The organism is Acinetobacter cumulans (genome assembly GCF_003024525.3).
GTDB classification, from domain to species: Bacteria; Pseudomonadota; Gammaproteobacteria; order Pseudomonadales; family Moraxellaceae; genus Acinetobacter; species Acinetobacter cumulans.
Genome location: NZ_CP035934.2, coordinates 364,712 through 386,477, shown reverse-complemented (window position 1 = coordinate 386,477; position 21,766 = coordinate 364,712). Strand labels below are relative to the sequence as shown.

The following is a 21,766-nucleotide window of genomic DNA, read 5'->3' as shown; positions in this document are numbered from 1 at the left end:
CACATACGTATCATTTTAGGCAGTCAGCCCAATAAAAAACCCGCCGAGGCGGGTTTTAAAACGATATAGGCTCAATTAAACATCAAGGTAATCTAAGATGCCTTCCGCAGCCTGACGACCTTCTGCAATTGCAGTAACCACCAAGTCAGAACCGCGAACCATATCGCCACCAGCGAAGATTTTTGGATTTGACGTTTGGAATTTAAATTCTTGCTGTTCTGCTGCCACTACACGACCAGAACCATCCAAATTAATGTTCACATCTGCAAACCAATCTGCCGGAGAAGTACGGAAACCAAAGGCAAGAAGTACCGCATCAGCAGGAAGAACTTCTTCAGAGCCTGGAATTGGTTCAGGACTACGACGACCACGACTATCTGGCTCACCCAACTGAGTCGTTACAACTTTAACGCCTGTCACTTTGCCATTTTCACCGACGATTTCGATCGGTTGACGGTTGAATTTAAATTCAACGCCTTCTTCTTTCGCGTTTTTCACTTCACGACGCGAACCTGGCATGTTTTCTTCATCACGACGATATGCACATGTTACAGACTCAGCACCTTGACGAATAGAAGTACGGTTACAGTCCATCGCAGTGTCACCACCACCCAGTACAATGACCTTTTTACCTTCTACACTGATGTATTCAGATGGGTCTTTTTCCCAACCTTGAGTACGATTGACATTGGCGATCAAGAAATCCAACGCATCAACAACGCCGTCTAAATCTTCACCTGCAAAACCACCTTTCATGTAGGTGTATGTTCCCATACCCATAAACACAGCATCGTAGTCTGCAAGTAGCTGATCAATGGTCACGTCTGTGCCAATTTCAGTATTTAAACGGAATTCAACGCCCATGCCTGTGAAAATTTCACGGCGACGTTTCATCACATCTTTTTCCATTTTAAATTCTGGAATACCAAAAGTCAGTAAGCCACCAATTTCAGGACGCTTATCAAATACAACGGGTTTTACGCCATTACGTACCAAAATATCAGCACAACCTAAACCTGCAGGGCCTGCACCAATAATCGCAACTTTTTTGTCCGTCCATGTCACAGATGACATATCTGGTCGCCAGCCCAAAGCAAACGCGGTGTCATTGATATACTTTTCAGCATTACCAATAGTCACAGCACCAAAACCATCATTCAGTGTACATGCACCTTCACATAAACGGTCTTGTGGACATACTCGACCACAAACTTCAGGCAAAGTATTGGTTTGATGGCACAGTTCAGCCGCTTGGAAAATACGACCTTCTGCAATCAACTTCAACCAGTTTGGAATGTAGTTATGTACTGGACATTTCCATTCACAGTAAGGGTTACCACAACCTAAACAGCGATGTGTTTGATTGGCAGCCACTTCCGCAGTGAACGGTTTATAAATTTCCACAAACTCTGCTTTGCGGACATCAATATCTTTTTTCTCTGGATCTTGGCGTGGTACATCCAGGAATTGAAAGTCATTATTTAGGCGCTCTGCCATGTCTCTCTCCGTGGGTAGATGCAGACTGATTCCAAGTCAGCACTGCATCTGCCTATATCTCTGCAGTAGTGGAATTATTGTGGATCAGCTTGAGTTGTTTTTAACAAAGTCTGCAAGTTTGCAGCTTTTGGTTTCACAAGCCAGAATTTACGGCTATAGAAGTCAAACTCATGGCGGATCTTATACGCCCAAGCACTACCTGTTTCTTTAATGTGTTGATCTAAGATACGAAGTAAGAATTCTTGATGCTCTTCCATCGCTTCTGTAGAAATACGGTTCAACTCAATCAGTTCGTGGTTGTAATGATCAACGAAGTCATTATCCAAATCAAGTACATAAGCAAAACCACCTGTCATACCAGCACCGAAGTTATGACCTACTTTACCCAGTACAGTCACAATACCGCCAGTCATGTATTCACAGCAATGGTCGCCTGCACCTTCAATCACCGCAAATGCGCCTGAGTTTCGTACCGCAAAACGCTCACCCGCAGTACCTGCAGCAAAGAGTTTACCGCCAGTCGCACCGTACAAACATGTGTTACCAATAATTGCCGTATTTTGCGTTTGGAATGGTGAACCTTTTGGTGGGAAAATTGAGATACGACCACCCGCCATACCTTTACCCACGTAGTCATTTGCATCACCCTCAAGGCTAATATGCAAACCACCCGCGTTCCACACACCTAAAGACTGACCCGCAGTACCCGTTAAATTCACTTTAACTGGGTGTGCTTCCATACTCAAGTTACCATAGCGTTTTGCAATTTCACCCGAGATACGTGCGCCAATTGAACGGTCGCAGTTACCAATCGTGAAGCTATATTCACCCGTTGTACCCGCTTCAATCGCTGGAAGCATTTCTGCCACCATTTTCTCTGCAAGCAAACCTTTGTCAAATGGCGCATTGCCCTCAACTTGACAGTACTGTGCTTTACCTTCAGCTGCTGGGTGTGATTCAAGTAATTTGCTTAAATCTAGATGTGCATGCTTTTCAGTTTCGCCAGGTAATGCTTCTAATAAATCTGTACGACCGATCAAGTCTTTTAGACTTGCCACACCTAATGCTGCCAACCATTCACGCGTTTCTTCTGCAATAAAGTGGAAGAAATTGATCAACATTTCAGGTTCACCAATATAGTGTTCCTGACGTAAATGATCTTGCTGTGTTGCAACACCCGTTGCACAGTTATTTAAGTGACAAATACGTAGGTATTTACAACCCAAAGCGATCATTGGTGTAGAACCAAAACCGAAGCTTTCAGCACCTAGAATAGCTGCTTTAACCACGTCTAAACCTGTTTTTAAACCACCATCGGTTTGAACACGGACTTTACCACGTAGGTCATTCACACGAAGTGCTTGATGCGCCTCGCTTAGACCAAGCTCCCAAGGAGAGCCTGCGTGGTGAATTGAAGAAAGTGGAGAAGCCGCTGTACCACCGTCATAACCAGAAATGGTAATGAAATCGGCATACGCTTTTGCTACACCGGCCGCAATCGTACCAACACCCGGCTCAGAAACAAGCTTAACTGACACCATCGCCTGTGGGTTAACTTGTTTTAAGTCAAAGATTAACTGTGATAAATCTTCAATTGAGTAAATGTCGTGATGCGGCGGAGGCGAAATCAGCGTTACACCCGGTACAGAGTAACGTAAACGTGCAATTAAGCCGTTCACTTTACCACCCGGCAACTGACCACCTTCACCTGGTTTTGCACCTTGAGCCACTTTAATTTGAAGCACTTCTGCAGAAGTTAAATACGCAGGAGTGACACCAAAACGGCCTGATGCAATTTGTTTGATTTTCGAGTTACGGATTGTGCCATAACGCGCTGGATCTTCACCGCCCTCACCAGAGTTAGAACGGCCACCGATCGTATTCATCGCAATTGCAATCGCTTCATGTGCTTCAGGTGATAAAGCACCCAAAGACATCCCTGCTGAATCGAAACGAGGTAAAATAGCTTCTACTGATTCAACTTGATCCAATGCAATTGAATTGTCAGTTTTGAGTTTGAATAAATCACGAATCGTTGCGATTGGACGGTGATTCACTAACTCAGCATATTCTTTAAAGTCTGCATAGTTGCCCGAACGTACTGCTTTGTGTAAAGCATTAATCACGTCTGGGTTAAATGCATGGTATTCCTTGTCAAAGACAAACTTCAACATACCGCCTTGATCGATTGGCTTACGTGATTTCCACGCTAAATCTGCCAATTTTTTCAAATCATTTTCAAGGTCTACAAATGTTGCACCTTTAATACGACTTGGTACACCCGTAAAGCACTTCGCAACCACTTCATCCGACAAACCAACGGCTTCAAATAGTTGACCACCACGGTAAGACGCAACGGTTGAAATACCCATTTTAGAAAGTACTTTGAGTAAGCCTTTCTCAATGCCTTTACGGAAGTTTGCTTGTGCATGAATTGGGTCACCCAATAACTCGCCTTTCGCGATCAAATCATTAATCACGTCATAAGCTAAGTATGGATAAATTGCTGTCGCACCAAAACCTAAGATCACGGCAAATTGGTGAGCATCACGTGCCAAAGCTGTTTCAACAATAATGTTAGCATCTGTACGTAGACCAGCATTAATCAAGTGATGATGCACTGCGCCTGTTGCCATCAAAGCATTGGCTGGCAAGAAGCCTTGACGAATTTTACGATCCGTTAAAACCAACAAAGTTTTGCCTGCGCGAATCGCCGTCGCTGCTTCTTCACAGATACGTGCAATTGCAGCTTCTAAACCTTCTTCTACAGCATAGTTCAAATCAATATCTGCAATTTCATAGCCAGTACGACCAATCGTACGGATTTGATGCATTTTTGAATTAGATAGAACTGGGCTTGAAATAATCAAGCGATCCGCATGCTCTGGACTTTGTTCAAATACGTTTTGCTCGCGTCCTAAACATGTTTCAAGCGACATCACAATTGATTCACGTAATGGATCAATTGGTGGATTGGTTACTTGTGCGAACTGTTGACGGAAATAATCAGAGACGTGACGAACTTGACGAGACAATACTGCCATTGGCGTATCATCACCCATTGAACCCACTGCTTCTTGACCGCTTTCTGCGATTGGACGAAGCAATTGGTCACGCTCTTCAAAAGTTACCAAGAACATTTTTTGTGCCGCTTTTAGGTCATCGCCTTTTAAGCCTTGCTCACATAAATATTCTTCAAGCTCAGGGCTACCCTGAATACGTACTGAGTTTTCACGTAACCATTGACGGTATGGGCGCATGCGTTTGAGGTGATTGCTCACATCTTTGGTATCGAGCATTTTGCCTGTATGCGTATCAATCACTAAGATTTGACCCGGACCTACACGACCTTTAGAGATCACATCTTCTGGTTCATAACCCCATACACCAATTTCAGATGCAAGCGTGATGTAACCATTTTTAGTAATCACCCAACGCGCTGGACGCAAACCATTACGATCAAGCATACAAATCGCATGACGACCATCTTGAATTACCAAGCCTGCTGGACCATCCCATGCTTCCATGTGCTTCGAGTTAAACTCATAGAACGCACGTAAATCTGCATCTAAAGTTTCAACGTTTTGCCAAGCAGGTGGAACGAGCATACGCAGTGCACGGAACAAGTCCATACCACCACCGACTAGGAGCTCAAGCATGTTATCCATACTTGATGAATCCGAACCTGTACGGTTCACAATTGGATTCAACTCTGTAATGCCCGGCAAGAGCGGGTTTTCAAATTTAGGCGTACGTGCCATTGCCCAGTTACGGTTTGCCGTAATGGTATTGATTTCACCATTATGTGCCAAATAACGGAATGGCTGTGCCAAAGGCCAACGCGGTAAAGTGTTGGTTGAGAAACGTTGGTGGAAAACCACAATATGAGAGGCTAAGCGTTCATCAGCTAAGTCTGTATAGAAGTCTGCAATATATGCAGGCATCATCAAACCTTTATAGCTGATCACAGTTGAACACAAAGTTGTTACATAGAAATACGGATCTGCAGTTAACGCTTCTTCAGCGCGACGACGCGCCATTAATAACTTACGGTTAAATTCAACCTCAGTTACACCCATTGGGCAGTTCACAATAATTTGTTCAAAGCCAGGCAATGACTGCATAGCAATTGAACCTAAAGCGTCATTATTTGTTGGAATAACACGCCAACCTAAAACTTTACAGCCTTCAGATTCAATTTCTTTGGTTAATACTTGTTTTGAGTGCGCAGCAAGGGCTGGATCTAAATTTAGAAAAACCGTTCCGACAGCAAAGACTTCACTTAAAGTGATATCACTAATTTTTTTCGCTTCTTCACGAAAAAATTGCTTTGGCATGGCCAAAAGCAAACCACAGCCGTCACCCGTTTTACCATCGGCAGCAATACCGCCACGGTGGGTCATACAGCTTAGGCTATGAATAGCGGTCTTAACGAGATCATGGCTTGCATCACCCTGCATATGGGCAATTAAACCGAAACCACAGTTATCTTTAAACTCATCCGGTTGGTATAAACCTTGAGCGGGAGCTACAGTATTAGGCGATGGCATGTGCATAGCGTACCCTTCTTTTCTACACTGCTCTTTCGAGCCACTAACAAAATCTAATTTTTTCTTTGCGATTTAGTCTTAATCTACTCACATAAATTGTTTTGCTGAGCAAATTTATTTCTTCTTCACATGCTTAAGATATACCGAAAATCATAATCTTGCATGTAAATTGAGACATATTTTGCAGAACCATCAGTTCTCATCAGCCCGACCGCTTCGCACTCTCATCGAATCATTTTCGCGCCAAAATAGGGAGATATATTCAATTGATGCACCAATAAAGCAAGTTTCATGCCACATTAAAGAAACCTACAAGCAAGTATCTAGGAGTTAAGGATTTTATATTCAATATTGTTATTTGATGTTTTATTTTTAATCAAAATTGCACCAATAAGGCGCACTTTTAAAATAAGATGACAACTTAGTGCGCCATTTTAGCCCGAACTAATTAAATGGGTCACTCACCTCATGTTCCGCACTATTTGTTGGCGTTGTTTTAGGGCGACTTGGCTCTACACTACTCTGAGATTTCTGCACATTGACCACATTACCCGATGCATCTCGTCGAGTTACTGTGGTACTCGTGGTCACATTTTTCGTTGAATCCACTTGTGTTTCTGACTGCTGGGCTTGTGCTTTTATTCGTGCTGTCGCCAACTGTGCCTCATCAACCTGTGGCAGAGGTGCAGTTTTTAATTTAACTGAATAAACCTTACTGTTATTTTTTAATTCTTCTGTACCTAAATCATTCACCAAGGGCTGATATTGATCAATCGCAATAACTACTGGCTTTACAGAAGCAGGTAACCCTATTTTCATATCTGCAATAGCCTGATTTGCTTCACTATTATTACGATACACACCATACAATAAAACATATTGCTCTGGGTGATCCTCACCAGAAAGTCTCAAATAGATGAAAGGCTTACGATCACTTTGCTTTTTCAAGAAGCTTTTTACAATTTCTTCATTTGAGCTACGAAAAATCTCGACTGCCACATCATTTTTATGTTCAGCGATGAATTTTGTACCACGAAACTCAGCTTCATGCTGTGCAGTCACCACCACACGTGTAGTCATATCTAAAGGCTTCACCTCATCATATAACGCACCAAGATGGTTCATTGCAGCAACTTTTTCAGGCTGAATTTGTAATTCAACTTCTGTTTCGGGCTGTTTATCCACCTCTATTAATTCTTTGGTGTCTGTAACCGCCCAGAACACGAGCGCGCCAAACAGGCAAGCCCCTCCAAATACGAGCCAAACGTATTGCTGGATAGGAAATTTTGCCTTTTGAAGCGCCATGATGAACCTTTTACTTATCTTTGATTTGCCAGAATGGCTTGTTTCATTAATTCCACATCAAATTCTTTCGTGACGACAGCTTTACCGAGTTGCTTCATTAGCACCAAACGCAACTGACCATTCAACACTTTTTTATCATGCGACATATATGACAAGAATTGATCTAATGGAATTTTAGAGCAAACTGCAGGTAAATTGGCACGTAAAATGATATTTTTTGTACGTTGTACATCATCTGCACTAAGCCACCCCATACGATGCGACAAGTCTGCTGCCATAATCATACCTACAGCAACAGCTTCACCATGTAACCATTCACCATAACCTAAGTATGATTCAATTGCATGACCAAAAGTATGACCTAGATTTAACAAAGCACGCTCACCTTGTTCCTTTTCATCATTGGCCACAATTCGCGCTTTATGTGCACATGAGCGATATACCGCTTCTGCTAGCAAGTGAGCATCACGCTGCACTAAGCCATCCATATTTTGTTCTAGCCAAATCAAGAAATCTGAATCACCAAGTAACGCATATTTAATAACTTCAGACAAACCTGCTGATAACTCACGATCGGGTAATGTATCCAATTGAGACATATCTGCCAACACAACCTGAGGTTGTTGGAATGCACCAATCATGTTTTTACCCAAAGGATGGTTAATACCTGTTTTACCACCAACACTTGAATCTACCTGTGACAATAAAGTAGTAGGTACTTGAATAAAGTACACACCACGCTGAAAACATGCCGATGCAAATCCAGCCATGTCTCCAATCACACCACCACCCAAAGCAAGTACAGTACAATCTCGATTGAAGCCAGCCTGAAGTAAGGCATCAAAAATAAGATTCAAATGCTCACTATTTTTATATTTCTCACCGTCTGGCAAGATACATGTCGCAACTGTTTTACCCAAGGCTTGGATTGATTGCTGATAGTGCTCTAAATACAGTGGTGCGACTGTCTCATTGGATACAATCATCACTTGCTGCCCATGAATATAAGGTGCTAACAAGCTTTGTGGATTTAAATCACTACCAATAAATATAGGATAACGGCGTTCGCCAAGTTCAACATATAAAGTTTGCATGAATATCGCCGATCTAGGACTGACTAAGTACAGGAGTGGAAACGATTAAGTTCAAAATTTTATGCGCTAAATCACGCGCTGCACCTTGATTCGTTTCAATAATATGATGTGCAACTTCACGATAGAGTGGGTCACGTATCGCAAGTAAATCTTTCAACTTCTGTTCAGGATTTTCAACTTGCAATAAAGGGCGATTTTTATCGCGAAAGGTGCGCTGCAATTGAATTTCAACTGGCGTATAGAGATAAACCACAATACCACGATGCTTGAGAAATTCGCGGTTAGGGGCTTGAGTGACTGCACCACCACCTGTGGCTAAAACCAAATGTTCTCGAGCCGTTAACTCATCGATAACAATAGTTTCACGACTACGAAAACCCGCTTCCCCTTCTTTTTCAAAAATCCAGGGAATGGTAGCACCTGTTTTACGCTCAATTTCATGATCACTATCAAGAAATTCACGCCCTAACAATTCTGCCAGATGCCGTCCAACGGTTGTTTTGCCTGCCCCCATAGGCCCTACCAAATATATATTTGGTAGGGATTCAAACTCTTTGCTTGGCAAGGAGTCACCTTTTGATTTTGTTAATTTCAAAATATATTAATGATTTCTTGAAACACTGTCATTAACAATTCGTGGCGTAACAAAAATTAGCAACTCAGTTTGCGCATTTGTCTTCACATTGTTTTTAAACAACACTCCAACAAATGGTAAATCACCTAGGAATGGAACTTTTTGATACTGATTACGTTTGATATCATCAAAAATACCACCCAATACAATCGTCTCACCATCACCAACTAGAACATTGGTTTCAAGTTTGTTTGTATTGATTAGATAACCAGCCGAAGTCAGTTCACCAATGGTATCTTTTTCGATTTTGAGATCCATTTGTACTTTGCCATCAGGCGTAATACTCGGCGTGACTTCTAACTTTAGGTTAGCATCAACGAAGCTAGTTGTCGTACCACCCTCAGCACTCCACGATTGATATGGAATTTGATCACCACGTAAAATTGATGCCTTCTGCTTATCCCCAGTCATCACTTTTGGTGCTGATAAAACCTCACCATGACCATCAGACTGTAGCGCAGTTAATTGTAAATCCAACATAAAATCAGAAATCTTTAACAAACCAAAATTAAAGGTTCCCGCTGTCCCAGTCGCCAAGTCCACACCTAGATCAAACTTAGGCGAATAATCTCCACCCCAAACGTTTGAACCGTTTGCACCAGCACTTAAGCTTGGATTATTACGTTGCAAGCCCCAACTCACACCCAACTCACGTGAAAATTCTGTTTGAGCTGTAACTATTCGCGCCTCAACCATGACCTGCTTCACTTCAACATCAAGTAAATCGACCATCTTACGGATTTTATCAATATTTTGAGCTGTATCATTGACAATTAAAGTGTTAGTTCGCGCATCCACTGAGATTGAACCACGTGAACTAAGTAATGCATCAGAAGCATTATTACCACTATTTGTACCACCCGTATTGTTGGTCTTACTTTGTGTAATTAACTTTTCAATATCAGCAACTTTGGCATAGCTTAGCTTTAAGTATTCTGTTTGAATTGGTGCAAGTTTTATACTCTGCTCAATGGCTTTTGCTTCATCTTCTTCTGCTTTAATCAACTCTGAAACAGGTGCAATCCAAATGACATTACCATTTCTACGCTTATCTAAATTCTTAGTTTTTAGTACAATATCTAATGCTTGATCCCAAGGAACATCTTTTAAACGTAATGTAATATTGCCATTTACAGAATCCGCAGCAACCATATTGATATCTGTAAAATCTGCAAGTAACTGTAATACACGACGTACTTCAATATCTTGGAAATCTAAAGAGATCTTTTTGCCCGTATAGTGATTTGAAGCTTTTGCACGCGCTGGGTTTTTATCTTCAGGACGCTTTAAGCTAATGGTTAGTCGATTATCTGTCTGATAAGCCATGTATTCATAACTACCACTCGATGAAATCGTAATCAACCCACTACCACGATCATTTTGTGCATCTACCGTAGCAACAGGTGTCGCAAAATCATTCACATTCAAACGACGTGCCAAATGTGCTGGTACTTTATTCCCTAAAGTACGTACAACAATTTTGCTACCTTGTTGTTGTACATCAACAGGGGTATTGCTTCCTAACAAATCAATAACAACTAAGCCTTCGCCAGCTGAACCACGTTTAAACCCAATATCAGAAATGCCTTGTGCCTGCTTTTGCGCCGCTACAGGTGTAGGTGCCAATGCATTTGCCGCATTAATTTTTAGAATGAACGTATTCCCTTCAACACGTGTTGTAAATGCGCCTGCATCAGCTAAATTGACGGTTAAACGAGCGCGCTGCGCATCTGAACTAATATCAACAGAATTTGCTTCACTGGTCGCAACTGGGATCGAGCTTTGTTTAAGATTTTGCTGTGCTTTATCAAAATCTAAAACTAAACGTGATGGCTGTTCCAACTGATAAGCTTGAGGTTGTGGTGGCAAACCATTGAACATGACACGAATTTCAGTACCCTGTCCTGGAATTTGCATTGGCACCACATTCGTCACTGCAACACCCGCACTTGCGGCTTGCATGACAGCCATTGCTACAGCACCCATAGAAAACTGACGAAACATACGGTTCATTGTATTGCCATCCCCAAAAATAAAATCTTGCATACTATTTTTCATTTTTATTCCTTTAAGCTTAAGGTGCTGGTCCAATTAAAATAAGACTTCTCGGACGTTCCACATATCCTTCTCGCCCATCTGGAATAACCTCAATCAAGTCAATCTGTGTCGGCGTGATATTAACAATACGCCCCTGATTAAGCCCCATATAATTACCACGTTGAACACGCTCAATTTGCCCATCAGGAGTTTGAATCAATGCGATAATACCACCCGCTTGATTACGCAAACTTCCCTTCATATTTAAAGTTTCTAAAGCATAACTTTCTAAAGGCTGTTGCTGACGATTAAAGTTTGGATAAACACGTTTACCCGCCATAATTTTCAGCTCTGCTGCCAATGAACTTGGCAAGAAAGGGCTCTTTAGTTGATGTGCAGCATAAACAAAGGTTTCTGTCGAAGTAAAATCTGGTGCTGGCTCAATTGGCAAAGGTGGTTGATTACGAATATTTGCCATTTCTTGATTAACTGCATCAATACGACTATCACATCCAACTAAAACAAAGCCAATGAGTGAAAATAAGGCAATTTTATTCATTTTCATTATTGTGCTCCTTCCGTGGATGCATTATCACTATTACCTACATAACGATAAGTTTTGGCCTGAAGAGTATAATTTATGCTTGGAATTTCAGATTTTTTCTGAGGATTTTCAGAAGAGCTAATCGTAAAATCATGCAAAGTGACAATACGAGATAATCCTGCAATTCCACTTACAAAACTACCAAAGGCGTGATAATCACCAGTTGCTTCCATCGAAATCGGCTGTTCAATAAAGAACTCTTGCTTTACTTCCGGTTCAAGTCGAATATTCTTAAACTTCAACCCCGAATTCACACCTGTTACGTTGATATCTTCAACCAAACCTGGAATTTCAGTTTCTTTCGGCAATTGATCCAATTGCTGATTAAAACGCGCCTCCATATCCTGCAATTGAGTTTGATATTGTTGTAAATTACGCAACTTAGATTCTTTTTCACGGAATTCATTTAATAAGTTTTGTTCTTGTGCATTTGCATTTGCGATTGATTCAATTTTGCCTTTGATCATGACAAAATAAGCTAACGCTAATACCAGCAGTACAATAAAAATCCAACAAGTAATTTTGACCGATAAGGGCCAACTACCATAGTTATTTGGATCCAAAGTATTGAATTGTTGTAAGAATTTATCCAGCGTCATTTTTTTCTTTGCGGGCGCAACAGATGCTTGATTTAATTCATCAAATTCTTCACGACTCATTTCGCCACCTCCGCTGTAGATGCTGCTGAATCAGCTCCTGTAGCACTTCCTTCTGCATTTGCTACGGGTTGTGGGATCGTATCTAGATCTGCAGTGACCACAAAATTACCATAACTTTCTTCAACACGAGGAACCACGGATTTTGGGGCTTGATCTTTATTTACTTCAACAGCCAAGAACGAATTCATGAAAGCATTTCGATACCAAGGTGAAGCTTCCAAATTACGCAAAAATTCTGCAACAGCGTTTGGACTTTCCGCCTTACCTTCAAAAGTAAACTTATCTCCAGCTCGAGTAAACCTTGTAATATAAACATTACTCGGTACCACACGAACCAATTCATCTATCAGATGTACTGCGATTGGACGTTGGCTTTGTAAACCTTGAATGAGCTTCATGCGTTCAATAATTGCATTACGTTGTTCTTGCAAACCATCGAGTGACTTTAACTGCACATCTAAATTTTGGTTAGTACTCACAATCAACTGATTGGCTTGCTCTTGATCTTGTAATTTCTGATCGTAGTAGAACCAAACCGCAGCTGCTGCAATAACCCCTAGAAAAAATGCCCCAATGCAAATCGCAATAAATTCTTTTTTTCGTTTCTCTCTTAGCTCATCGCGCCAAGGGAGTAAGTTAATTTTTGCCATTAATCAAAACTCCTCAATGCTAAGCCACATGCCACCAATAATGATGAAGCATCATTTTCAATTTTTTTAATATCAATTTGAGGTGAAAAACCCATTTGTAAGAATGGATTGGCAATCGTGACTCGATATCCCAGCTTTTGTTGTAACAATTTTGCAAGACCTGGAATATTGGCATTTCCCCCAGCCAATAAAATATGATCAATTTCATTGAACTGTGAAGATGAAAAGAAGAATTGTAATGAACGTGCAGCTTGTTGCACTACGGCCTCTAGAAAAGGCTCTAATACTTCAACATCATAATCGTCTGGTAAAGCACGCGTTTTTTTCGCACGCCCAGCTTCTTCAAAAGAAAGACCATAACGGTTTTGAATTTCTTGGGTAAGTTGTTTACCACCAAATACCTGTTCACGACTGTAGATAACTTTATTGTTTTGCATTACATATAAGGTCGTCATGCTATGACCAATATCTAAAATCCCAACCGTTTTTACACCCATCGGTAGCGTATCTGAAAAAACCTTAAAGGCATTTTCTAATGCAAAACTTTCGACATCCGCAATTTTAGGTGTTAAACCCGCCATTTCTAAAACTTCAGAACGCCCTTCGATATTTTCAATCAGCGTTGCAACCAATAAAACATTAACGCGATTTGGATTAGATAAAACGTCAGGGAGAACTTCAAAATCTAGACTTGCTTCATCCAGCGGGAATGGAATGTATTGTTCAGCATCCATACGAATTTGTACTTCACGCTCATCACTTGTCATATCCGCATCCATCTCAATGACCTTTGTGATCACCATAGATGTTGGAATTGCAAATGCTGCATTTGAAGATTGCGTATTGGCTAAATTAATTGCGCGCTCAAGAGAATCCCCAACCGCTTCAGGGTTTAAGATATTTTTTTCAACAACACTGCCTTCTTGCAGTGGTACCAAAGCATAGCTTTCGACCCAATGCCTGCCGCCTTTTACAGAAAGTTCCAGAACCTTAACAGAAGTTGAACTAATATCTACTCCTATTAACCCCTTATTTGGCTTACGATATAACCTGAGCACAATATCATTCCTATTATTTTTTTATCCCCAAAAAAGTAACTAACTAACTATAATCGGCCTATAATTTATCGCAGATACAATATCTCATATAACAATCTGCGCGCCTTAAGGATATACTGACCGCTAATTAGTTTGCCATTAGCTCTTATTAAAACTTACTTGTTATGAAAAAGCTATCTTGTTCAGGCCTTGTTCATCCATTTTTTTTGATCTTAATTTTAATTTTGATCTCTATTCCAATGGGTTTTTATGGCATGTATCTCTATATTGCACCATCTTTGCCAGAAATGTCCACTCTGAAGAAGGCACCATTATTAAAACCATTACAAGTTTATAGTGCCGATAATGAGCTTATTGCGGAATATGGTGGCAAACTTTCTGTGCCTGTAGAATACAATCAAATACCACCCAACTTTATCCATGCTTTTCTAGCAGCTGAAGACTCCTCTTTCTTTGAGCATAGTGGCATTAGTTTCAAAGGCTTAGGTCGGGCTGTTAGTGAGTCTATTACAGGCTCAGATGTACAGACAGGTGGTTCCACCATTACCATGCAGGTGGCCAAGAATTATTATTTAAGCCCTGAACGTACATTAAAACGCAAACTCACCGAAGTATTTTTAGCTCGTAAAATAGAACAAAATCTCACCAAAGAAGAAATTCTCTCTTTATATGTCAATAAAATATTTTTAGGTAAAAATGCATACGGTATCGCCGCAGCCGCTAAGATTTATTATAACAAAAGTCTAAATGAACTCTCATTGGGCCAAATGGCGATGATTTCTGGCCTGCCTAAAGCACCTTCAAAATATAATCCAGTTGCTAACCCAAAACGTGCACTTGAACGTCGTAATTGGATTTTGGGGCGTATGCTACAACTAGGTTATATCAACCAAAAAGAATATGAGCTTGGAATTGCTGAACCTATTAATTTAGATATGCCTGAACGAGGTGTAAATAATCGTTTTCCCTATGTCGGCGAAATGGTCCGCTCAGAACTGATTAGTACCTTGGGTGAGCAAGCGATTGACTCTGGTTATAAAGTCTATACTACGATTAACAGCCAACGTCAGACCTATGCGGAACAAGCCATACAAGAGGGTTTAGAGGATTATGACCGTCGTCATGGTTGGCGAGGTGCTGAAGCGCATGGCGAACCGCTTAAAAATTTCACAGCATTTGCTAACACCTTCCCCGCTCAAGTAGTAAAAGTCGATCGCTCAAGTTTTGATGCACTTTTACAAGATGGCACCACAGTGACGGTGCCGTGGTCAGGCATGTCTTGGGCACGCCCTTATCGCAATGCAAATAGTGTGGGTAATGCGCCCAGCAATGCTTCACAAATTGTCAAAAAAGACGATATTGTACGGTTAAGACCAAATGACAATAAAACAGCTTGGGCACTGGTACAAATTCCCAAAGTTCAAGGGCAGTTAATTGCGATTAACCCCAATAATGGTGCCATTGAAGCGGTGGTGGGTGGATATAATTTTTATCAATCCACCTTTAACCGTGCTGTTCAAGGTTGGCGTCAACCCGGCTCAACCATTAAGCCTTTTGTATATGCATTGGCCTTAGAACGTGGTTTAACGCCTTATAGTATGGTTAATGATAGCCCTATTACGATTGGCAAATGGACCCCTAAAAACTCTGATGGTCGCTACCTCGGAATGATTCCACTGCGTCGTGCATTATATCTTTCACGTAATACGGTATCTGTACGCCTATTACAAATGGTGGGGATTGAACGTACACGCCAATTGCTGATGGATTTTGGCTTACAAGAAAATCAAATTCCACGTAACTACACGATTGCCTTGGGTACACCTCAAGTACTGCCTGTACAAATGGCCACAGGTTATGCTGCCTTTGCCAATGGTGGTTATCGTATTCAACCGCATTTTATTAGTCGCATTGAAGATGCTTATGGCAAAGTCATTTATCAGGCTAATCCTGAATATGCATGTATCCAATGTATTAATGAAAAGGAACCTGCTCCTGAAAGCGATAATCCGGCAACGCCAGATGATGAAGCTTTCCAAGTTTCAAATTCGGCAAGTGAAGCCACTTCAAGTGATAGCGCAGAAGTTGATACTGGCGATTATCGCCAAGCACAGCGTATTTTAAAATCAAGCTCTGCATTTGATATGGCCAATATCTTACGTGATGTTATTCAGCATGGTACAGGTCGTGCTGCCCTCAAAATTGGTCGTAATGACCTTGGCGGGAAAACAGGGACCACCAATGATGCTAAAGACGCATGGTTTGCGGGCTTCAATGGCAAGCTGGTATCGATTGCATGGGTGGGCTTTGACCAACCAACCACATTGGGCCGCCGCGAATATGGTGGTGTCGCAGCCCTACCAATTTGGACCAACTTTATGGAAAATGCATTAAAAGGCACTCCAGAATCTTGGGTTCGTTTTGATAAAAATGCCAAACTTCCTGTACAACGTGGTCAGGCGGTACCAAATAAAGATGCAAATAAACAGGATCGTGCAGCACCTGCTCTAGCACAACCTTTATATCGCCCTGCCCCAGTTGCGCCACGTCCAACTGTGCAAAATGACTTCGAAGATTTACCAGGTGATCAACCTTTGGTGCCAAACCAAACTAAACCACCTGCACTAAATAACAATCCCCCGCCTAAACAAGGTGGAGATGCCTTAGATCATTTGATCCAGCAAGTACAATAATAAAAAAGCCCTCGAATTCGAGGGCTTTTTTATTATCGTCAGATTTAGTGATCTTGCGACAACCTTAAACAATCACTTCTTTTGAAAGATGTAGATTTGATAATGTGCAGTCAGTTCAAAGCCATTTTTCTGCTCTAGGGCCTGGCGGCGCTCAGGTTTTGCTTTGTATGCATACGGCGTCATGGCAATCAGATTTTTTAAATCCTCTTGCTGAAGACACATCTTAGACTGCACAATTTCTTGATCAATTAAAGTAAAGTTGCCAGCCAATTGCTCCGCAAATTTATTTGGCTCATGCGCTTTTACTTCCTCAAATAAAGCTTCGCGCATCGCGTATAAATGCTCAGGTGCAGGCGTTACCACCAAAAGATAAGCTTCGGGTTTCAGCACACGTAAGATTTCTTCTTGCGGGATTGGGCTAAATAAACTCGTACACAAATCAATACTCTGATCAAGCACAGGTAAAGTCGCCCCTGTACCCACAACCCAAGTGACATTTTTATTGAGTTTTGCCGCCACTTGCACTGCATTTTTAGCAATATCTACCCCTACGCATTGCAACACTTCTTGTTGCATCGCATCGGTGTAATAACCTTCACCACAGCCAATATCCAATAGATTTTCTATACGTAAATCACGAATTTTTTGCACAACAGCTTGCTGGAGGGGCGCATAATGCCCTGCACTTAAAAAAGCACGACGTGCTTGCACAGACTCAGGTGTATCCCCTGGGTTTTTACTGTGCTTATGCTGTACCACATGTAAATTTACATAGCCTTGTTTGGCTACATCATAACTATGGTTGTTTTCACAGCGCCATGTTCTTTCCTCAAGCACCAAGTTTGTTTTACAAACTGGGCACATCAGCAGATTCATCATTTTCTCCAAGGCCATTGAGGCATAAAAAAAGCCGGGCAATTGACCGGCTTTTCATTTCAATTTTGCTTAACGCAATTTTAAGGTCATTAGGCCTAAAACTACCAGCATAATTGTGATAATCCAGAAACGGATCACGACTTGGGTTTCACGCCAGCCTTTCTTTTCATAATGGTGATGTAATGGCGCCATTAAGAATACGCGCTTATTTCGCATACGTAGTGAGCCAATTTGCAAGAAAACTGAAATCGCTTCAACCACAAATACACCCCCCATAATGGCAAAGACAATTTCTTGTCGAACCATTACCGCAATTGTACCTAGCATTGCACCTAAAGATAATGCGCCAACATCGCCCATAAAGATTTGGGCTGGATGTGCGTTATACCAAAGGAATGCCAAACCTGCGCCAATCATCGCCGCACAGATGACCACCAGCTCGGATGCATATTTCACATAAGGTACATGTAAATAGGTCGCAAAACGAATATCACCTGCTAGATATGCAAATACACCTAAACCAGCCGCCACCAATACGATTGGCATAATCGCCAAACCATCGAGACCGTCAGTTAAGTTCACTGCATTTGAAGCACCGTTAATCACCAAATATGTAAAGGCAATAAACCCTAAACCTAATGGAATTGCAGAGAGTGGCAAACTTAATTCTTTAAAGAATGGTATAAGCACATCCAGCATATCTGCAGTATGTTCAGGGTTAGGTTGCTGTGTTGCAATCACATACAACGCAATACCTGCACCTAATGAAGCAATTGATGTCCAAAAGAACTTTTTCTTTGCAGGCAAACCCGCATTGTCTTTGTATCGGATTTTAATCCAATCATCTGCCCAGCCTACGGCACCAAAAATCACCATTACACCGAGTACAATCCACACATAAGGGTTGGATAAATCTGCCCATAACAGGGTAGAAACACCAATCGATAGTAGGATTAAAATCCCGCCCATGGTTGGTGTACCCATTTTTTTTGCATGGTTTTCTGGTGCGAATGAACTTACCGCTTGACCATATTTCAAAGCTTGGAGTTTACGAATCATGACTGGACCCAAGGTCAAGCCAATTAATAATGCCGTCAATACACTCAGTAAAGAACGAAGTGTTAAATAACGGACCACTTGGAATGAGCTATGATAGCCCGCCAAGTGTTCAAATAACCATAACAGCATTTAGAGCTTCTCCATCAATTCAGCCATCAACGTTTCCATGTGGGTAAAACGAGAACCTTTAAACAGGAAACTCATGGACTGAGGTTGATGTGTTTCAACGAGACTAATCAAAAGAGGCAAGGCTTGCTGTTGATTCAGAAAAGCCTGCATTTTTTTACCATATTGTGTACTACGCGCACCCTCTTGCATAGCAGGTGCAAATTCACCAACTGCTATGACAAAATTGATGCCTTTAACCGAAACTAAATCACGACCTAGCATGTAGTGTTGCTGAGCCGCAGATGCACCGAGTTCGCCAATATCACCAACAACCATGACCCGTACACCCTCTTGCTGTGCCAGCACTTCTGCTGCCGCACGCATTGAGGTCGGATTCGCATTGTAAGTATCATCAATAAACAAATGTGTTTTATGTTGAATAAAGTTTAAACGACCTTTTGCACCTTGCGCTTGTTCTAAGCCAGTGACGATGTCATCTAAACCTATACCTATTGCTAATGCAAATGCAGTTGCAGCCACCGCATTTTGTACATTGTGCTCACCTGCAAAAGGTAGGTTTACAAGGTGTTCTGCAGAAGGGGTATGCAACTTAAACGTTGCAGACTGTGCATGTAACTGAATATCGGTTGCATAAACATCACCACCTAGACCAAAGCTGATCTGTTGCTCGGTTTGTACTGCACCCCGAATTTGATCGGTAAAATCATCTGCCACCGGCACAATTGATGTGCCCGCTTTTGCAATATGCGTATAAATTTCAGATTTTGCTAAGCAAATGCCTTCACGACCACCAAACTCACCTAGGTGTGCTGTACCGATATTCAAAATGCCCGCAACCTGTGGCTGTACCAGATTTGAAGTATAGTCAATTTCACCTTTATGACTTGCGCCCAACTCCATCACCGCATATTGATGCTCTGAGCGGAGTTCAAGCAGCATCATCGGTACACCTAAATCATTATTTAAGTTACCACGGGTAATTAAAGTCGGGGCAAGGCGAGACAAAATACTGCCTAACATTTCTTTGGTGGTGGTTTTGCCACTACTGCCTGTCAGCGCAATCACTTTAAGCGCTGGGTGTTTGGCACGGCGATAAGCCCCCAAATGACCCAAAGCCAAACGTGTATCAGCAACCACCAACTGGCAAATATCTGCGTCAATAGGTTGGCTAACAATCGCCAACTGACAACCCTGCGCTGCAACTTGAGCCACAAAATTATGTGCATCAAAGCGTTCCCCTTTTAATGCCAAAAAGGCATCACCCAGTTCTGCATGACGCGAGTCAGTCAATATACGCTTAATGTCCGTGTCTGGCACACGAGCATTTAACCAATAGCCTTGAGTAGCCTCAGCTAACTCAGATGCTGTCCATGGCTCTAAAGGCACCGTACTTGTAGTAGATGTATGCATGATGATTTCCTATTGAGCTGGATAGCTTGAATCTGTGCCCTGCAATGCATTAATCGCAGACTGCACCTCAACAACATCGTCAAACCAATGACGTACGCCATCGATTTCTTGATAATTTTCATGACCTTTACCTGCAATCACAACAATATCTCCATCTTGAGCGTGTTGGACTGCAAATTTAATTGCTTCACGACGATCATGAATTTCATGCACGATATGGCCTGCAAACTGAATACCGGCTTTCATATCTGCAAAAATTTGTTCTGGGTTTTCAGTACGTGGGTTATCCGACGTAATTAAGGCCACATCCGCATAATCTAATGCTGCTTGTGTCATTAATGGACGTTTACCACGGTCACGATCCCCGCCACAACCAAAAACAGCCCAAAGATTTTGGGAAACATGTCGCTTAAGGGTAACGAGTACTTGAATCAGCGCATCTGGCGTATGGGCATAATCGACAACAAATAAGCGCTCACCATCACGGATCACTTGCATGCGGCCTGGTGCGCCCTTTAATTTAGGAGTGACTGCGATTAAATCTGCCAGTGCAAAACCTGCCTGCTCGGCTGCAATTAAACTCGCCACAATATTTTCAATATTGAAGTGCCCCAACAGCGGACTATGCACGTCATATACAGCATCTGCGGTGATTAATTTAAAATGCGCACCACTCAAACTATATTGAATATCACGTACTTCATAATCCGCTTTTTGCGTGGTTGAATAGCTTAGAATTTTAGGTTGCGCTGGATTTTGACGCGCAGCATTTAACATAACTGAGGCATGCTCATCATCAATATTAATGATAGCCACTTTAAGAGACTCAAAGGCAAATAAGCGAGACTTCGCTTCGGCATAAGCCTCTAAGGTTTTGTGATAATCCAAATGATCACGGCTTAAATTACTATAAGCCGCAATTTCAATTGCACAACCATTTAAACGCCCTTGCTCCAAACCGTGCGAACTGGCTTCAATAGAAGCAAACTCTGCACCTTGCTGTGCATAATCATGTAAAGCATTTTGTAAGTGCAACGCATCTAAAGTTGTATGCGACGATGCTTCTAAATTTGGCAAAATACCATTACCAGTCGTTCCCATCACGGCACACTTTTTAGCTTGTAGCATCAGCAACTCAGCAATAAGACGAGAAATCGTGGTTTTACCGTTGGTGCCAGTTACTGCAATTACGCGCGCAGCAACAACAGGTTGAGTCGCTTGTAAATACTGCTTCTGCCATTGCCCCATCAGCTGACGCACATTAGGAATGGTTACGGCATTGGCTAAGTTTAAATCCACTTCAGAAATCACAGCCAAAGCACCGCAATCTAGCGCACTTTGGGCAAACTGTATGGTTTTTTCAGGTTGCGAATATGACGTCAGGGCAATAAAAATTTGCCCTTTTGCGACATGTCTGCTGTCCAGACTAAAACCCTGAAAAGGTTGTGTCATCCAGTCAGCAGTAGACGTTAGGCTGTATATCTCATTAAAACAAATCGTCATGGATTGTC

The 21,766-nt window shown here is 41.8% G+C and carries 15 protein-coding genes; 1 reads left to right on the top strand and 14 read right to left on the bottom strand.

What is annotated here, in order from left to right:
- Positions 1 to 75 precede the first annotated feature (75 nt).
- From C9E88_RS01735 to C9E88_RS01690, 10 genes are all read right to left on the bottom strand, one after another.
- On the bottom strand, positions 76 to 1,497 hold the full coding sequence (locus tag C9E88_RS01735) for an FAD-dependent oxidoreductase (protein ID WP_106983936.1): 1,422 nt from the start codon (positions 1,495 to 1,497) through the stop codon (positions 76 to 78).
- A 74-nt stretch (positions 1,498 to 1,571) separates the two neighbouring features.
- Positions 1,572 to 6,047, bottom strand: a complete 4,476-nt coding sequence (gene gltB, locus C9E88_RS01730) for a glutamate synthase large subunit (RefSeq protein WP_106983935.1) — start codon at positions 6,045 to 6,047, stop codon at positions 1,572 to 1,574.
- Positions 6,048 to 6,491: 444 nt separating this feature from the next.
- Complete coding sequence (locus C9E88_RS01725; RefSeq protein ID WP_106983934.1) at positions 6,492 to 7,352, bottom strand: hypothetical protein; 861 nt, start codon at positions 7,350 to 7,352, stop codon at positions 6,492 to 6,494.
- Between the two features lie 14 nt (positions 7,353 to 7,366).
- Positions 7,367 to 8,446 carry a 3-dehydroquinate synthase gene (gene aroB, locus C9E88_RS01720; protein ID WP_106983933.1) on the bottom strand — a complete coding sequence of 360 codons (1,080 nt, stop codon included), beginning with the start codon at positions 8,444 to 8,446 and terminating at the stop codon, positions 7,367 to 7,369.
- Between the two features lie 13 nt (positions 8,447 to 8,459).
- The gene (locus C9E88_RS01715; RefSeq protein WP_240627350.1) at positions 8,460 to 8,960 is read right to left on the bottom strand and encodes a shikimate kinase; all 501 of its coding nucleotides are present in this window, start codon (positions 8,958 to 8,960) and stop codon (positions 8,460 to 8,462) included.
- An 87-nt stretch (positions 8,961 to 9,047) separates the two neighbouring features.
- Positions 9,048 to 11,138, bottom strand: a complete 2,091-nt coding sequence (locus C9E88_RS01710) for a type IV pilus secretin PilQ (protein ID WP_106983931.1) — start codon at positions 11,136 to 11,138, stop codon at positions 9,048 to 9,050.
- Positions 11,139 to 11,154: 16 nt separating this feature from the next.
- Positions 11,155 to 11,682: a pilus assembly protein PilP gene (locus tag C9E88_RS01705; RefSeq protein WP_106983930.1), complete on the bottom strand. Its 528-nt coding sequence runs from the start codon at positions 11,680 to 11,682 to the stop codon at positions 11,155 to 11,157.
- Positions 11,682 to 12,380: a type IV pilus inner membrane component PilO gene (locus C9E88_RS01700; protein WP_106983929.1), complete on the bottom strand. Its 699-nt coding sequence runs from the start codon at positions 12,378 to 12,380 to the stop codon at positions 11,682 to 11,684. Before C9E88_RS01700 ends, C9E88_RS01705 begins: the two co-directional genes overlap by 1 nt.
- A complete protein-coding gene (locus C9E88_RS01695) occupies positions 12,377 to 13,030 on the bottom strand; it encodes a PilN domain-containing protein (protein ID WP_106983928.1) in 654 nt (217 codons plus the stop codon). Before C9E88_RS01695 ends, C9E88_RS01700 begins: the two co-directional genes overlap by 4 nt.
- Positions 13,030 to 14,088: a pilus assembly protein PilM gene (locus C9E88_RS01690; RefSeq protein WP_106983927.1), complete on the bottom strand. Its 1,059-nt coding sequence runs from the start codon at positions 14,086 to 14,088 to the stop codon at positions 13,030 to 13,032. The genes C9E88_RS01695 and C9E88_RS01690 overlap by 1 nt, the downstream gene beginning before the upstream one ends.
- A 164-nt stretch (positions 14,089 to 14,252) precedes the next feature.
- On the opposite strand from C9E88_RS01690, the gene ponA reads away from it, so the two are divergent.
- Entirely contained in the window at positions 14,253 to 16,781 is a 2,529-nt protein-coding gene (gene ponA / locus C9E88_RS01685) for a penicillin-binding protein PBP1a (protein ID WP_106983926.1), read from the top strand.
- A gap of 72 nt (positions 16,782 to 16,853) precedes the next feature.
- Here the strand turns inward: ponA and C9E88_RS01680 are convergent, their stop codons facing one another.
- The 4 genes from C9E88_RS01680 to C9E88_RS01665 form a co-directional block, all read right to left on the bottom strand.
- Positions 16,854 to 17,657, bottom strand: a complete 804-nt coding sequence (locus C9E88_RS01680; protein ID WP_106983925.1) for a putative RNA methyltransferase — start codon at positions 17,655 to 17,657, stop codon at positions 16,854 to 16,856.
- A gap of 69 nt (positions 17,658 to 17,726) precedes the next feature.
- Positions 17,727 to 18,845: a phospho-N-acetylmuramoyl-pentapeptide-transferase gene (gene mraY, locus C9E88_RS01675; protein WP_106983924.1), complete on the bottom strand. Its 1,119-nt coding sequence runs from the start codon at positions 18,843 to 18,845 to the stop codon at positions 17,727 to 17,729.
- On the bottom strand, positions 18,846 to 20,255 hold the full coding sequence (locus C9E88_RS01670; RefSeq protein WP_106983923.1) for a UDP-N-acetylmuramoyl-tripeptide--D-alanyl-D-alanine ligase: 1,410 nt from the start codon (positions 20,253 to 20,255) through the stop codon (positions 18,846 to 18,848).
- A gap of 9 nt (positions 20,256 to 20,264) precedes the next feature.
- Positions 20,265 to 21,758: a UDP-N-acetylmuramoyl-L-alanyl-D-glutamate--2,6-diaminopimelate ligase gene (locus C9E88_RS01665; RefSeq protein WP_106983922.1), complete on the bottom strand. Its 1,494-nt coding sequence runs from the start codon at positions 21,756 to 21,758 to the stop codon at positions 20,265 to 20,267.
- Between the last annotated feature and the right edge of the window lie 8 nt (positions 21,759 to 21,766).